This is a genomic window from Hathewaya histolytica (assembly GCF_901482605.1).
GTDB classification, from domain to species: Bacteria; Bacillota; Clostridia; order Clostridiales; family Clostridiaceae; genus Hathewaya; species Hathewaya histolytica.
The window spans coordinates 1,340,765-1,356,523 of sequence record NZ_LR590481.1; the positions used below are offsets into that span (position 1 = coordinate 1,340,765).

The 15,759-nt window shown below is 27.2% G+C and carries 15 protein-coding genes; 12 read left to right on the forward strand and 3 right to left on the reverse strand.

Translation table 11 applies throughout. From position 1 onward, the window contains the following. Positions 1-52 precede the first annotated feature (52 nt). Positions 53-706 (forward strand): TIGR00266 family protein, encoded by a 654-nt coding sequence (locus tag FGL08_RS06530; protein ID WP_138210017.1) that lies wholly within the window; start codon positions 53-55, stop codon positions 704-706. A gap of 36 nt (positions 707-742) precedes the next feature. Further along, a complete protein-coding gene (locus FGL08_RS06535; protein WP_243117954.1) occupies positions 743-1,369 on the forward strand; it encodes a DUF5052 family protein in 627 nt (208 codons plus the stop codon). 192 nt (positions 1,370-1,561) lie between these two features. On the opposite strand, the gene FGL08_RS13680 is transcribed toward FGL08_RS06535, so the two are convergent. Further along, on the reverse strand, positions 1,562-1,687 hold the full coding sequence (locus FGL08_RS13680; protein ID WP_279232945.1) for a hypothetical protein: 126 nt from the start codon (positions 1,685-1,687) through the stop codon (positions 1,562-1,564). A gap of 607 nt (positions 1,688-2,294) precedes the next feature. Between FGL08_RS13680 and FGL08_RS06540 the strand changes: the two genes are divergently transcribed. The 7 genes from FGL08_RS06540 (at position 2,295) to FGL08_RS06570 (ending at position 9,986) form a co-directional block, all read left to right on the forward strand. Continuing rightward, positions 2,295-3,065 carry a nucleotidyltransferase domain-containing protein gene (locus tag FGL08_RS06540; RefSeq protein ID WP_138210018.1) on the forward strand — a complete coding sequence of 257 codons (771 nt, stop codon included), beginning with the start codon at positions 2,295-2,297 and terminating at the stop codon, positions 3,063-3,065. A gap of 146 nt (positions 3,066-3,211) precedes the next feature. Then, complete coding sequence (locus FGL08_RS06545; protein ID WP_138210019.1) at positions 3,212-4,093, forward strand: hypothetical protein; 882 nt, start codon at positions 3,212-3,214, stop codon at positions 4,091-4,093. A gap of 162 nt (positions 4,094-4,255) precedes the next feature. Beyond that, entirely contained in the window at positions 4,256-6,766 is a 2,511-nt protein-coding gene (locus FGL08_RS06550; protein WP_138210020.1) for an ABC transporter permease, read from the forward strand. Positions 6,767-6,782: 16 nt separating this feature from the next. Continuing rightward, positions 6,783-7,475, forward strand: a complete 693-nt coding sequence (locus tag FGL08_RS06555) for an ABC transporter ATP-binding protein (protein WP_138210021.1) — start codon at positions 6,783-6,785, stop codon at positions 7,473-7,475. A gap of 74 nt (positions 7,476-7,549) precedes the next feature. Further along, positions 7,550-8,353 carry a lipid II flippase Amj family protein gene (locus FGL08_RS06560; protein WP_138210022.1) on the forward strand — a complete coding sequence of 268 codons (804 nt, stop codon included), beginning with the start codon at positions 7,550-7,552 and terminating at the stop codon, positions 8,351-8,353. Between the two features lie 75 nt (positions 8,354-8,428). Continuing rightward, a complete protein-coding gene (locus tag FGL08_RS06565; protein ID WP_138210023.1) occupies positions 8,429-8,917 on the forward strand; it encodes a methylated-DNA--[protein]-cysteine S-methyltransferase in 489 nt (162 codons plus the stop codon). A gap of 172 nt (positions 8,918-9,089) precedes the next feature. Next, complete coding sequence (locus FGL08_RS06570) at positions 9,090-9,986, forward strand: DegV family protein (RefSeq protein WP_138210024.1); 897 nt, start codon at positions 9,090-9,092, stop codon at positions 9,984-9,986. A gap of 50 nt (positions 9,987-10,036) precedes the next feature. On the opposite strand, the gene FGL08_RS06575 is transcribed toward FGL08_RS06570, so the two are convergent. Continuing rightward, positions 10,037-12,385, reverse strand: coding sequence for a cation-translocating P-type ATPase (locus FGL08_RS06575; protein WP_138210025.1), 2,349 nt, complete (start codon positions 12,383-12,385; stop codon positions 10,037-10,039). A 263-nt stretch (positions 12,386-12,648) separates the two neighbouring features. On the opposite strand from FGL08_RS06575, the gene FGL08_RS06580 reads away from it, so the two are divergent. The 3 genes from FGL08_RS06580 (at position 12,649) to FGL08_RS06590 (ending at position 15,413) form a co-directional block, all read left to right on the forward strand. After that, positions 12,649-13,752, forward strand: coding sequence for a DUF5050 domain-containing protein (locus FGL08_RS06580; RefSeq protein WP_138210026.1), 1,104 nt, complete (start codon positions 12,649-12,651; stop codon positions 13,750-13,752). Between the two features lie 4 nt (positions 13,753-13,756). Beyond that, positions 13,757-14,023 carry a DUF5050 domain-containing protein gene (locus FGL08_RS13760; RefSeq protein ID WP_512698495.1) on the forward strand — a complete coding sequence of 89 codons (267 nt, stop codon included), beginning with the start codon at positions 13,757-13,759 and terminating at the stop codon, positions 14,021-14,023. 139 nt (positions 14,024-14,162) lie between these two features. After that, positions 14,163-15,413 (forward strand): dicarboxylate/amino acid:cation symporter, encoded by a 1,251-nt coding sequence (locus tag FGL08_RS06590; RefSeq protein ID WP_138210027.1) that lies wholly within the window; start codon positions 14,163-14,165, stop codon positions 15,411-15,413. Positions 15,414-15,471: 58 nt separating this feature from the next. On the opposite strand, the gene FGL08_RS06595 is transcribed toward FGL08_RS06590, so the two are convergent. Next, positions 15,472-15,732, reverse strand: coding sequence for a GIY-YIG nuclease family protein (locus FGL08_RS06595; RefSeq protein WP_138210028.1), 261 nt, complete (start codon positions 15,730-15,732; stop codon positions 15,472-15,474). Between the last annotated feature and the right edge of the window lie 27 nt (positions 15,733-15,759).

Genomic DNA, 15,759 nt, shown 5'->3' on the forward strand with positions numbered 1-15,759 from the left:
ATACTTGGTAATTTTGTGTATCTATATTACACATATTAACTAAGTGCAAACTATGATAAAACATGAATTATTATTTGAGGAAGCTAATAGAACGCTTAAATTAATTTGTCAGCCTGGAGACGAAATTATGGTAGAAGCAGGGGCTATGGTTTCCATGTCTGATGCCTTTGAACTCACTGCTAAAACTGGTGGACTAGGTAAAGTTTTTGGAAGAATGCTTACAGGAGAAAGTGCTTTTATTCAAAAGTTTAAAGCAAGGGACAATGGTGAGTTATTATTAGCACCTTCATATTTGGGAGATATAAAACATATAACTTTAGATAATTCCAGAGCTTACAGGTTAGGAAAAGGTGCATTTTTAGCCTCCACAGAAGGAATAGAAATAAAAACAAAGGGATCTGGTGCAAAGGGGATTTTTTCTGGTGAAGGATTGTTTCAAATGGAAGCTAGAGGGGAAGGAGAGCTTTTCCTTTCATCATATGGTTCAATTTATGAAAAACGTCTAGAATTTGGAGAAGTTTATATAGTGGATACTGCTCACTTAGTATTATGGGATAGTGCGCTTAATTATAGCGTAGAAATGGCTTCTGGATTTTTAGGATCCATAGCAGGAGGAGAAGGACTAGTATGTAAGTTTACAGGTCCGGGACTTATATGGATACAAACCAGAAATCCTAATAATCTTATTAATAATTCTTCTAAATAACTATATTAAAATATTTTTGCATGGGGGAAAAGTATTGTGAACAAAAGAATAGGATTTTTGAAAAATGCTTTAATAGTTTCAATAATAATATTAAGCACCATAAGTTTAAGCGGGTGTAATGTTTTTAGAAATAAGATGGGAAAGATGTTAGAAAGTTTAAAAGGAAGAGAAGCTATTGTGCAAACTTATGATGAAGACAGTAACATCATTGATAGAATAGAAGGAAAATCCATAAGCATAAATACTGAAGATGAATTTAATTCTAAGGATGAAGATGGTAAAACAATTAAAAAATCTGCAGTTATGAAACTAACTGTAGGTGGTAAATCTATGCTACATGTTGGCAGTAGTCTAATTATGTACGAAAAAGGATTAGAAGATATTTTTAATGAATATTCTAAAAAAGTGGAAATTAAAAACTTAAAAAGATCAACTCCATTTTTAAATAATATGATTAATGATATGAGAAACCTTACCACAGGTAAAAGTAAAGTAGTTTTAATTAGATCACAATCTGGTAAACCACTAGCTACTTTTGCAGGTAATAATGTAAGTTATTTTGCAACAGGGATAGACAAGTCTACAGGTATATTAATAGATGGAAAATATCTATTTATATATAGATGTGATTATTCGATTTATGATATGGATTTAGTGAATTAAAAGCAAGTACAATAGATTATTTAATTTTTTAAATGAAAGAGAATCTGCTGAAAGTATCTTTACTAAAATGTTTTGAAAAAATCAAAGAAGGAAATAGAAGAAAGATATAACTAAATAGAAATAAGTAAAGATGTCTTCCTGTTTAAATTAGAATTAAACAGGAAGACATCTTTCTATTTATGCTTATATTTATTAATAACCAAGAACTTGGTTTACTATAATTACTTTTATCCTATCTTTTACAAATTGGCCTCTATTTAAACTCTTAATAGTTCTTTGAACTCTAGTTTCTATATACCAATGAACATTTTTATCCACTGAATTCATCCCCTTAAATTGAAATTTTATATAAATGACTATTTTAATTTAGTGATTTTATATAAATTATACACTAATAAATTTAATAAAATCTACTGCTCCCTCTTTTTGAACACTAAAAATTCATAAGTATACGTATTTTATAATTTCACTTCTGCATTTTTATAAGTTTAAGTTATCACTAGATATAATGATAGTTATATCTAGTGGCAACTTTTATTTACATATAATCACTTGAATTACAATATGCATATGTATACATCTGTTTACATATGCATATTAGGTTGATATACATTGAGTATATATATGTATACATAAGTCTTATGATTTTAGAACTTAAATTGAGGAATATAAGAAAACTTAAAAGTTATACAAAAACACTTCAAAATTGTTTTATTTAAAAAGAAAAAATAAAAAAGGGTTATAACATTAAGAAGAGATAAAATGAGGCATATAAAAGAAAATGGGGCAACCTAGAATTTTACAAATAGTTATTTTAGGGCTTATATATAGAATTTTTTATGAAAGTGATATAATAGTTCTAAATTAAATTTTAAAGTTGATACAAACAATATATGTTTAAGTCAAAAGTTATGGGGGATAGGATATGAATGATGTAATTATTGAAAAGTTAAAAACTATTGAAAAAGAAGAAGATATTAAAATATTATTTGCAGTTGAATCAGGAAGTCGTGCTTGGGGATTTCCATCAAAAGATAGTGATTATGATGTTAGGTTTATTTATATACATACACTTGATTGGTATTTATCAATAGATAAAAAGAGAGATGTATTAGAATATACAATTAATGATTTATTGGATATAAGTGGCTGGGATATTACAAAAGCACTAAATTTATTTAGAAGCTGTAATCCATCACTAATGGAATGGTTGTATTCTCCTATAATATATTTACAGCAGGCTTTATTTATAAATGATTTAAAAGATTTAAGCAATACGTATTTTTCACCTAAAGCTAGTATGTATCACTATTTTAATATGGCTAAAGCAAACTACAAAAGTTACTTGCAGAGTGATAAAGTTAGAGTAAAAAAATATTTATATGTTTTAAGACCTATACTGGCATGTAAATGGTTAGAAAACAATAAAACTATTCCACCTGTGGAGTTTAATAGGCTTATTGAAACACAAATAAATAATGATGAATTACTGCAGGAAATTAGAGCTTTATTACATAGAAAAAGGTTAGGGGAAGAGATTCATACAGAAACAAGAATAGACATTATTAATGACTTTATAGATAAGAATATATGTTATTATAGTGAATTTATAAAAAATCTAAAAGATAATGATCCCATTAATACTTCAATTTTAAATGACTTATTTAGAAAAACTTTAGAAGAGATCTGGGGATAAGAAAACTAAAAGAATTCTTAAAATAGGAACTACCTCTCTTTTTATATTTTAATTAAATCTATAAAATAGTATAATATATATTAATGTAAACAGATTTTAAGGATAAAACATTATTAGTTTAATTTTGTGAGGAGAGAGTAAAAACTATGGCAGATTCAATATTTAGTGTAAGAGTAGATGAGGAGATAAAGCTTAAATTTAATGAAACAGCTAAATCTCTTGGTATAAATAACAAAGAGTTTATGGAAGAACTAATGAGTTTCTATGAACTACATAAAGTAAGTGAGGAATCTACTCTTAATGTACAAAGTGATATAAATGAACTTCAGCATATAACTAAGAGAATGATAGATATATATATAAATTTAGTGGAAGGTGTTAAGGTTTTAGACAACGAAAAAGAGGATAAACAAAGAAAAGCCTTAGATGAACAATATAAGGAAATAACTAAGTTGAAAAATGAATTGGATATAGAAAAATCAAATAGCGAAGAACTTCGAAATAAAATAGAGGTAATTAATAAAGAAAAAGTTACTATAGATAATAAACTTAAAGAACAGGAAGAAATAAATAATAGTTTCAAAAGTTTAAAATCTATGTTGGAAGATAAGATAAAAGAGTTAGAGGAAAGACTTAAAAAGAATGGAAATGTTTCAGAAGAATTAAAAAAAGTAAAGGAATCTCTTAAGCAAAATGAGGAAGAGAAAAATCATTTAATGAACTTAATGAATAGTTATAAGGAAGAAAATAGTGAGTTAAAAGTTAAACTTCAAAAAGCAGAATCAGAAGCAGGACTAATTAAAAATTCTCTAAAAAAAGAGTATGAAGAACGTGTAGAATTAATTAAGGAAAAAGAAAGCTTAGAAAAAAACAGAATTATTCTTGAACTTAAGGAAAGCAACTATGAAAAAATATCAGTGATTGAAAAAGAATTAAATACAAAATTAATAGAATTAATTGAACAAAATACTATGGCAAACAATAGAATAAAAGAACTTCAAGATGAGATAAAGAAACTTATAAAATAAATTATTAAAACTAAAAAATACATTTATAAAGTACATAATTAATAAATATAATAAAATAATTAAAAATAAAGAACCCTTAGATTTAATCTAAGGATTTTTTTATTTCTAATACAATGTATAATATAAGTAACACACTATATATTAAAAGAGGGTAAAATAGATATGAGTATTTTATTTAAATTTATGTTTAAAAATATATGGGAAAAGAGATTAAGGTCCTTACTTATTATAGTTTCTGTCATGGTTGCAACAGCTATGTGTTTTGCATCCTTAGGAATATCTAAATCATATTCAGGTATGGTCATGGAGAGGATGAAATCCAAGGTGGGAGAGGCAGATCTTATAATAACAAGTAAATCAAACAATAGAAATATATTTTTGGATAAGAATAAGATAGAAAAGGATATAAAGGAAAAAGAATTAGTACCTATTTTAAATGATGAAGGCCAATTGAAAAAAGGTAAGGATTTACTAAGAGTAAATATAAGAGCCTCTGATATATCTAAATTAAATTCTATAAATAAAATAATTTTAAGTGGTGAAAGCAAAAATATAGATTTCAATAATATAAAGCATAATGAAGTTATACTATCTAAAAAATTAAGTGAAAAGTTAAAATTAAATATTGGTAATACCTTCAAAGTGAAAATTAATAAAAAAGAAATAGAGTTAAAAGTAGCCGCTATTGCTGTAAATAAAGGGTTATTCTCAGAAAGTAATGGTGAGATGAATCTAGTTATGGATAGAGAAGGGCTTTCAAAAGAACTTAATATAGAACCTTCTACCACTACAATGTTAGTTAAAGTTCATAATACTAGGGATATAAAAAAAATAAAAAAAGAATATGAGAAGAAATTTCCGTATTATGATTTTAGTGAGACTATCAGTAAAAAATCCTTAGATAAAAATGTTAAGCAATTTACTATACCATTCTACATAATGCTCATTGTAGTATTAATAATGGCAAGCTTTATAATTTTTTCTGCATATAAGGTTATTGTTCTTGAAAGGATGCCTGTTATAGGAACTTTTAGAAGTATAGGAGCGACTAAATTATCAACTAGTGCAATATTACTTATGGAAAGTATTTTATATGGTTTGATCGGTGGGATATTAGGTAATATTCTTGGTATACCTATTCTTAGACATTTATCAGATTCTTCAAATGTGTTTAAAAGCTATGGTGTAGAAACTGTTGTGGTTATAGATAGTCTTAACTTTTTATGGTCGTTTATATTAGCTATGGTTCTATCTATAGTTAGTTCACTTTTACCTATAATTCACTCATCTAAAGTGTCTCTTAAAAATATAATACTAGGTGAGTTTTCCGAAGGCACTAAATTTAAATCTAATTATCTTATTTTAGGAGTATTACTATTAGTATGGCCATATATATACATATCAAAATATAAGTGGAGTGGAAATTTTATATTATCAATTTCAGCTGCCTTTTCTATATTTTTTTCTATGGTCTTTATAATACCTTATGTTATGAGGATGGTTTTATATATTTTAAAAGAAATATATAGACTTGTTTTTCAAAATGAGGGTGTTCTAGCTTTGTATAATGTAGGAAAATCAAAAGTTTTAATAAATAATACAATACTTCTTTGCAGTACATTAGCTGCTGTAATTTCAATATATATATCATCAAGTAATGTAAATGATTTAATTGTAAATGCTTATAGAAATATGGATTATAATTTTAAAATTCAAGGATATAAGGATAATGATATAATAAAGGAGCTTACTAAAAAATCATATATAGGGCTATTTTCAGAAGAAATTTCTTTAAAGGAAGTTGAACTAGCAAATAAAGATTTTACGATTAAAGAGTTATTAGGGATTGAAGAAAATAAGTTTCTGAGATTTTATAAAAATGTGGAGATATATGATTACAAAGGAACTCCAAAGAAGAAAATACTAGAAAAACTACATAATAAAAAATCTTTAATTGTAAGTGATGTTTTAGAGAAAAAGGAGAATTTGAAAATTGGAGATAATCTAACTTTAAAATTACATGATAAATATGAAAGTTATAAAATAATTGGATTTGCTAAATCAGAGATTATAAGTAATGGTGGCATAGTATTAGGTGACTTAAGTAGCATAAAAAATCATGCGGGTAGAAAGGTAGGAAGTTCAATATTTGTAAAGTCTTTAAAAAATTATGATGGACTAGATAATAAATTTAGAGAAGATGTAGAAAATTATAATATAGTACTTACCAATAAGGAAGATGATTTGAAAGTAAGTAAGGAAGCTAATGGAGGACTTATGAAATCTTTAGAAAGTTTTTCACTCATGTCTTTAGTTATAGGTTCATTAGGAATTATGAATAATTTAATGGTAAGTTTTATATACAGAAAAAGAGAACTTGCAGTGTTAGCGTCTATTGGAATGAGTAAATTAAAAAGAATGAAGATGCTAATTATAGAAGCCTTTACAATAGGGGTTATTGGAGCTATTTTAGGGGTTTTAGAAGGGGTATATATTTCTAGCTTTGTAGAGGAAATCACTTATTCGCTTAACTCATATATAAGTGTAACTGTACCAGTAAAACTTGTTACTTTACTAGGAATATTAGGATTCATCTTAGTAATCATAGCTTCATTAGTACCAATATTTAAGTCATCTAAAATTTCTATAGTAGAAGAGATCAAATATGAGTAAAAGTAGGTGAGATTTAATGGATAAAAATATAATAATAGAAGTTAAAAACTTAAATAAAAGCTTTAAAATGGGCAATGAAGAGGTTGCTGTACTTAAAAATATAAATTTAAACGTTCACAAAGGAGATTTTGTATCTATAATGGGACCTTCAGGTTGTGGAAAGAGTACCTTATTATATTTAATGGGTGGACTTGACACTCCAACCTCAGGAAGTGTTTATATAAATAACAAGGAAATTTCTAAGCTTTCGGATAAAGAAATAAGCAAAGTAAGAAGATGTGAACTTGGATTTGTATTTCAATTTTATAATCTAGTGCAAAATTTATCTGTAGAAGATAATATATTATTACCAATATTATTAGAGGGTTACAAGCCCAAAAATTTTAAAAAGGAATTAGATGAACTATTAGATATAATAGAGATGAGTCATAAGCGACGTGTGACTCCTAGGGAATTATCGGGAGGACAGCAACAAAGAGTTGCTATAGCAAGAGCACTAATTAATAATCCAGACTTGATATTAGCAGATGAACCTATAGGAAATTTAGATTCTAAGACTGGTGAGGAAATAATGAAATTGTTTAAAAGAGTAAGTAGAGAAAAAGAGGTGACTATAGTCAATGTAACTCATTCTAAAGATGCTGCAGAATATGGAACACATCTTATAACCCTTAAAGATGGAGAGATTTTAAAGAAAGAAGCATACTAAATTTGTTTAGTATATTATAAAAGTTTTAATGAAAAACATACAAGTTGTTATTTTGAAATTCTGGGGGTATAAAAATGTCAACACAAATAATGATTGTTTTAACGCTTACAATTGTTATATATATTATTTCAACTCTTGCCTATTCCGTAAGGATAGTTGGGGTTAAGACAGGTAGAATAGCTATATCCTTTGCTGTATTTAATGTTTTTGCACTAATTTCCAGAACAGCAAATACAATACAAGCACCTTTAATGGCTAAAACAATTGAAAATAGTATAAAAACAGGTAATTCACAGGAACTTTTGAATATTTTTAGGTGTATAATAGCATCTACTACTTTAGCAACTATTATAGGGGCCTTATTAATGCCTACATTTATAAAGTTATTTTCAAAGGCAGTAGAATCTTTCAGTGTACATAGGTCAATACCTAGAGTATTGCTTCATGGCTTTTCAAAGTCTGGTATAGAACAGTTTAAAAATAGTATTACTCTTCCTAGGAGGGATAATATACCTCAATTAAAGCAATTAAAAAAAATGCCTAAAAAAATTATAGTTCTAAATACTATAGCCTTTTCTATATCAGTTGTTGGAGTACTAGCATCATTATATGCAGGTTGTTTGAATCCAGATCTAAGAACTACTTGTAGTACTTTATCGTCTGTGATAAATGGAATTTCAACAATTTTAATGTTTATTTTTATAGATCCATATATATCAATGTTAACAGATGATGTTATTAGAGGTGAGTGTAGCGAAGGGCAATTTAGTAGATGCATAACTTTTGTTGTTGCAGGATTAATTTTTGGAACTATATTAGCTCAATTTTTACTAGTTCCTGCAGCTAGGACTATTGAATATATAGCAAGAGTAATTTAAGAAGATTTAAACTTATTGATAAAGGAATAGTATATAAATTACTTACACATTAATATATAAGAGAGGAAAATTAAAATGAATTATTATGCTAGATATAATTCTATAATAGGAGAGCTATATATTATAGTAGATGAAAAGGGACTTAAGAGAATAGAATTATGTAAAGAAAATTTTCAAGCATATTTATCTAAAAACAAAGATATTAAGGAAAACACTTTAGCTTGTAATGAAATTATAAAACAGTTAGAAGAATATTTTAAGGGAGAAAGAAAAACTTTTGAACTTAGTATCTCTTTAGAAGGAACAGAATTTAGAAAAAAAGTATGGAGAGCTTTAATGAAAATCCCTTATGGTGAAACTAGATCTTACTCTGATATAGCAATAGATATAGAAAATCCTAATAGCGTTAGAGCTGTTGGTGGTGCTAATAGAAGTAATCCAATACCTATAATTATTCCTTGTCATAGGGTAATAGGTAAAAATGGTTCTCTGACAGGATATTTAGGAGATAAAATGGAAATTAAAAGGAGACTTTTAGAAATTGAGGGAGTAAGATATCAATAAAATATTTAAAAAGTGTAGATTTTTCTTACAAAATATATTTTAATCGCATCTGATATTTGATATAGTAATTATACAAAATATTTATGTGCTTGTGTTGTGATATATTAAAGGCCTAATTATAACTCCTATTTATTGGATAGATTATAATAAATATATTTAAAGGAGACATAGAATGAAAGATTATACTATAATTACAGACTCTTGTTGTGATTTACCAATAGAATATATAGAAAATAATAATATATCTTATGTTAGTTTAAGCTTAAGATTTATGGGAAAAGAATATAAGGACGATTTTGGTAAAAGTTTAAATTATAAGGAATTTTATGCTGGTATGATAAAAGGTGAAATTCCAAAAACCTCTCAACCTAGTCCAGAAGATTATTGTTCTATATTTAGAAAAATATTAGATCAAGGAAAAGATATTTTATATATTTGTGTCTCTACAGGTTTAAGTGGAACCTTTAATTGTGCTAATATAGCTAAAAACATTGTTTCTGAAGAGTATGATAACAGAAGAATTGAGATAGTGGATATACTAACAGCTTCAATGGGACAAGGGATAATGGTTGTGAAAGCTTTAGAAATGCAATCCAAGGGCCATTCTATGGATGAGGTATTGGACTTTTTAGAAACTAATAAATTAAATCTAAATACCTATATCACAGTAGATGATCTTAATCATTTAAAAAGGGGGGGAAGAATATCTTCAGCAGCAGCTATCTTTGGAATGGTACTTCATATAAAGCCTATATTAACTTTAAATAATGAAGGTAGAGTCTTACCAGTTATAAAAGTAAAGGGAAGAAAAAGTGCACTAAATAAATTAGCTAAATTAGTATGTGAAAAAATCGAAAATCCTGAAGAACAAGTTATCGCAATTTCTCATGGAGATGTAAAAGAGGAAGCAGAAAAATTAAAAGAGATTATATTAAAAGAGGTTAAAGTTAAGGATGTTATTATAAATCATATAGGTCCTGTAGTTGGTACTTATGGTGGGCCTGGGGCATTAGCAGTATTCTTTATTGGTAAGCATAGACAAAATCATGTTATAGAAGTTAATAAATAATATTTTAGCAAGAAGAATATATTCTTCTTGCTATTTTTATAGAAAGTATCTTAACTTTTTTCTATTATTTTTCCTATAATCTTAGGTATCGTTAACATAAAAATCATAGAAATTGTTAAAATTATTATCATAATAAGAATATATGATACAGGAAAGAGGTCTATATCCAAAATCCTTCTTAGCAATGGTACAGAAAAAAATAAGACAAGTAATCCTATCATTGAGTTAACAATACATAATCTATATTTATTTATAGGCAAGGCCACTTTTAGAAGTATAAAAAGACTTAATAAAGCAAATATCATAAGAGAAATACTTCTACATTGCGTTATTGACAATCCATTATAGTATGCTACTAAAAACATAATTGTAGTACTTATACCAATAACAACTCCATTTGGAATCGCATACCTTAACACTCTTCTTAAAAAGCCTTTTTTTATAATTTCATTATTTTCTTCTAAAGCCAGAAAGAAGGATGGCATACCTATAGTTAAAGCACCAGCAAAAGTAAGTTGAATCGGCAATAGGGGAAAAGGTTTTAAAATAAGAGTAAATATTAAAGCCAAGAGAATTGAATATACAGTTTTAGATACAAATAGTTCTGATACTTTTTCTAAATTATTTATAAGTTTTCTTCCTTCTTTAACTACATGGGGGAGGGATGAAAAATCAGAATTTAATAGAACTAATTGAGCAACTGCTTTTGTAGCATCAGAACCTGTAGCCATAGCGATTCCACAATCAGATTCTTTTAAAGCTAATATATCGTTAACTCCGTCTCCAGTCATAGCAACTGTATGACCATTTTTTTTAAGTGCTTTTATAATTTCTCTTTTTTCATAGGGAGACACTCTACCGAATACAGTTGTGTTTTCAATTATTCTTTGTAATTTTTCATTATCTTTTGGTAAATTTCTAGCATCAATATAATTCTCTGCTCCTTTAATTCCTACTTTTTTAGCTATGGTAGATACAGTTATAGGATTATCTCCTGAAATTATTTTTAAGGTTACTCCTTGTTCACTAAAATATTTAACAGTTTCTTCAGCATTTTCTCTTATTACATCCCCTATAAATAATAAGGCTGCCTTTTCAATATCACCATTTAATCTATCATCTAAGACATCACCATTAAATTTTGCTAATAACAATACTCTCTTGCCTTCTAAAGCAGCCTTTTCTACTTCATCTGAAACTTCATTATATCTATTTTTTAATATGAATTCAGGAGCACCAAGTATCCAAGATCCTTCATCTTTAAATGATATAGCTTCCCATTTTCGTGAGGAAGAGAATGAAATTTTATTTTTTATAACTAAATTATAATTATTAGGATACTTTTGTAAAATAGCCTTTTGCGTTTGACTTAAATTCTCTGAAGAATGAATTATAGCAGATAGTATATTTCCTATGTATTCTTCACTATAATCATTTAAAGGAACTACTTTATCTAGTTTTAAATCACCTCTAGTTATAGTTCCAGTTTTATCTAAACAAAGTACATCTACTCTTGCTAAGACCTCTGTTGCTGGAAGTTCTTGAATTAAGGTATCCCACTTTGAAAGGCGTATAATAGCTATAATAAATGTAGAACTCGTCAGTAATACTAATCCTTCTGGAATCATCCCTATAATACCTGATACAGAACCTAATATAGCATCTTGCCAAGTTCTTTTAGCAATAAATAATTGGGTGAACGTAAGTAATATTCCAATAGGAATTATAAAATAAAGTACTACCTTGAAAATTTTGTTTATAGCATTTTGAAGTTGGGAGTTTATAATTTTAAATTTTCTAGCCTCTTCAACTAACTTGGATGAATATGTATTAGATCCAACACTAACTACCTTTGCATAACAACTTCCTGAAACTATAAAGCTACCAGATAATAATTTTTCTCCATGTTTTTTTAAAATAGATTCCGACTCTCCAGTCAAAAGGGACTCATCAACTTCTATGCTATTATTAGGTAATACTTCGCAATCCACTAAAATCTGATCTCCTGAATTTAAAAATATAATATCATCTATAACTAACCTTTCAGCATTAATATTTTCTATATTTTTATATCTTAAAACTTTTACATTGTTACCTTTTATAAGAGATAGTTTTTCTAAGGTTTTCTTTGCTTTTAATTCTTGATAGATACCTATTATAGCGTTACTTACAATAACTATAGCAAAGATGGAATCTTTAGGTGAACCAGCTATAAATACTGCTACTGCTAGCACAGCGTTTATAGCATTAAATCCTGTAAATAAATTTGCTCTAAGTATTTCCCATAGGGTACGAGAAGGTGGTTTAGGTATTATGTTAATTTTTCCTTCTTTTATTCTTAATGATACCTCTTCTTTTGTAAGTCCTACTATATTTAAATTATTTTCATGATTTTCCATTTATTATCCCCTTTCCATTTATTATTATAAACTGTATTTATTAAATTAATCTTAAAAATTAAATAAATATTGTATAATAATAAATTAATTAGCTAGGTACTATAGAATTAAAAACAGCTACAATAGTAAATTATTTAGGATATTTTAGAATTTTGGCAAAGTTAATAATAACATATTGAACTATGTGTTAATATTGTGTTAATATTACTTGGTATATATTTTAAATTATATATTTACTAGTACATATAAGAGGGAGAACTTACGTGCAAGGGGAGAAGGAATTTTTTAAGAACAATGGTCACAAGAAAATTTTTATATTGGGATTAATCTCTTTAGTTGTTTTAGCCACTGTAGTACATTTTATTTCCAAAGATAAAATTAATAAGCTTGAGCTTTCTAATAAAGACAAGCCAAAAACTATTTCTAATTCAAAGACTGATGAATCTAAAGGTTCAAGTTCTAATTTACCTATAAAAGAAACAGATACTAAGGTTAAAAAAGATGGAGAAAAAAATTTAACTAAAGCAAAGATTTTGGATAAAAACATAGCAAATAATAATACTACAAAGAAATATAGGGAATATAGTCCAAGTACATCTATACATAATGGAAAAGGTGATAAATCATCAAAAACATCAGAGGATAAAATATCTAAATATATAGAAGAAAAAGTTGAGGATAAATCTTCTGATGATAAAAAGAAGTTCATAGAAAAGGATAAGGGAAAAGACATTAAAAGAGAGTTTAATTCAAAATTATATGTTTACGGAAACTCTACAGGAAATTCTATGAATTATAGTGAGCTTTGTTATGATGGGAATTATATATACTATTCAAGAGATAATGATAAAGGAAAGATTTATAGAACAAAGGATGGCTATAAATCAAATGAAAAAGTAACTAACATATCAGGTAGGTGTATTAATATTGTGGGGGATTGGGTTTACTTCCTTGGCTCAGATATATCTTCAAATTCAAGAGGCATATGGAAAATAAGAAAAGATGGTAGTAATGCTAAAAAAATAAGTAACGACTATCCAGTTCAAATGGTAGTTGTTAATGATTATATATATTATTCATTGGACTTAGGAGATCAAACTTCAGGTATATTTAAAATTAAAACTAATGGTACTAATAGGGAAAATGTATTTCTTCAAAGTAATAATATAACTTTGTCATATGGATATCCTAAAATATTAGTTTATAAAGATTTAATTTATTTCAACGGTACCGATTATACTACTCTTACAAATGGTGTTTGGAGAATTGGAACTAATGGAAAAGCTCTTAAGAAAGTTTTAAATTTTGACTCAAGTAATTTTTTAGTATCTGATAATCATATATTCCATAAAAAAATATTCCAATGAAATTATAAGATGTAACTTAGATGGAGCCTCTCAAAAAGTTATTTATAAAGCTTTAACTGGTATATACAGTTTAAATTGTGATGGTAAACATTTATATTATAGTGTAGATAATCAAAGTACTGATGAAGAAAAAAATTATGGTATATATAAGTTAGATATGAATGGGAATGCTAGAATGAAATTAACAAATAAGATGTGTAGATATTTTAACATTAGCTCTAAATGGATACATTTCGATTCAGATAATAAAAATTTAAAAATAAAAAAATAATATTTTAATTAGGCTGTACAATATGTAAAAATTATATTTGTACGGCTTTTCGCTTAAGTTTATGTTAAATTAGTTGGATATAATAAGTGTTTATGATAATATTTAGGTATATAAAGTAAAATATAGTTGGGGGAAATAAATGAAGTCAATACTAAAAAATTATAAATTTTCTATAATATTATTACTATCTATAATCCTTGGTGGTTTTATGGGCGTAATTTGGGGGACTAGGGTTTCAATAGTTAAACCCTTAGGTGACTTATTCTTAAACTTAATGTTTGTAACATTAATACCAATGGTGTTCTTTAGCATTTCATCCTCTATAGCTAATATGACTAATGTTAAAAGACTTGGTAAAATAATAGGGACGATTTTTATTGTATTTACATTTACAGCTTTGCTATCCTCTATATTAGGAATAGTTGCATCTTTGATTATGAATCCAGCTAAAGGTATAAATTATGGAGCTATAAAAAGTATTATAAATGAAGGAACAAAGTCAGCAGTTCAAGCAAAAGATTTAAGTATATTAGATCATGTTGTAAATACTGTTACTGTACCCGATTTTTTATCGCTATTTACTAAAAAAAGTATGTTGCAACTTATTATATTTTCCATGTTACTAGGTATTTCTACTACTCTAATTGGAGAAAAGGGACAACCTTTTGCAAAATTATTATCTTCTGGTTCTGAGGTAATGATGAAAATGATAAATTTAATAATGTATTATTCTCCAATAGGTCTAGGGTGTTATTTTGCCAATGTAGTTGGAGAACTTGGGACTCAAATCTTACAAGGATATATAAGGGTTTTTATATTGTATATAGTTCTCACTTTAGTATATTATTTTGGATTTTTTACATTCTATGCATTTTTAGCTGATGGTAAACGAGGAGTCAATACTTTTTGGAAAAATGCATTACTTCCAACGGTTACATCTCTTGCTACTTGCTCCAGTGCAGCAAGTATTCCTGCAAATTTAAAGGCAACAAAAGCTATGGGAGTTGCAGATGATATTGTAGAGACCGTTATACCTCTTGGAGCTAATATTCATAAGGATGGTTCAGTAATTGGAGGGGTTATTAAAATAATCTTCTTGTTTGGAATATTCGGTAGAAATATAAATAATTTTAGTTCTATACTAAGTATTTTAGTTGTTTCAATACTTGTTGGAGCGGTTATGGGAGCTATTCCAGGTGGTGGTATGATGGGGGAAATGCTTATTATAAGTATATATGGATTCCCAGCAGAAGCTTTACCAATGATTGTACTAATAGGCACAATTATTGATGCTCCAGGAACTTTATTAAATTCCACTGGAAATACAGTATGTGCAATGTTAGTAGAAAGAATAGTAGAGGGTAAAAAAACTGTTGAAATAGAGGCATAATATAAAATAGACTGTTCATTTATAATTTGGCAGTCTATTTTAATATAAATACAAGATTCTACGTATTTACTAATAAGTTAGAACTAGAGATTAATTTCAACTTTTCTTTCCTATTCATTTGTTTAATTTGATACTCTCTTTTTAGTGCAGATACTTTATCCTCATACTTCTCAAAATATACAAGGTCTACTGGAAGTCTAGCTCTTGTATATTTCGCACCCTTACCATTAGAATGGCTACTTATTCTCTTGTCTAAATTGTTTGTCCATCCTGTATATAGAGTATTATCAGCACATTTTAATATATAAACATAACACATTTTTATCACCTAAGATATTATATATTA

Excerpts from the sequence above, each read along its gene's own strand:
- FGL08_RS06530 (WP_138210017.1), top strand. The coding sequence starts at position 53 with ATGATAAAACATGAATTATTATTTGAGGAAGCTAATAGAACGCTTAAA.
- FGL08_RS06540 (WP_138210018.1), top strand. The coding sequence starts at position 2,295 with ATGAATGATGTAATTATTGAAAAGTTAAAAACTATTGAAAAAGAAGAA.
- FGL08_RS06545 (WP_138210019.1), top strand. The coding sequence starts at position 3,212 with ATGGCAGATTCAATATTTAGTGTAAGAGTAGATGAGGAGATAAAGCTT.
- FGL08_RS06550 (WP_138210020.1), top strand. The coding sequence starts at position 4,256 with ATGAGTATTTTATTTAAATTTATGTTTAAAAATATATGGGAAAAGAGA.
- FGL08_RS06555 (WP_138210021.1), top strand. The coding sequence starts at position 6,783 with ATGGATAAAAATATAATAATAGAAGTTAAAAACTTAAATAAAAGCTTT.
- FGL08_RS06560 (WP_138210022.1), top strand. The coding sequence starts at position 7,550 with ATGTCAACACAAATAATGATTGTTTTAACGCTTACAATTGTTATATAT.
- FGL08_RS06565 (WP_138210023.1), top strand. The coding sequence starts at position 8,429 with ATGAATTATTATGCTAGATATAATTCTATAATAGGAGAGCTATATATT.
- FGL08_RS06570 (WP_138210024.1), top strand. The coding sequence starts at position 9,090 with ATGAAAGATTATACTATAATTACAGACTCTTGTTGTGATTTACCAATA.
- FGL08_RS06575 (WP_138210025.1), bottom strand. The coding sequence starts at position 12,385 with ATGGAAAATCATGAAAATAATTTAAATATAGTAGGACTTACAAAAGAA.
- FGL08_RS06590 (WP_138210027.1), top strand. The coding sequence starts at position 14,163 with ATGAAGTCAATACTAAAAAATTATAAATTTTCTATAATATTATTACTA.
- FGL08_RS06595 (WP_138210028.1), bottom strand. The coding sequence starts at position 15,732 with ATGTGTTATGTTTATATATTAAAATGTGCTGATAATACTCTATATACA.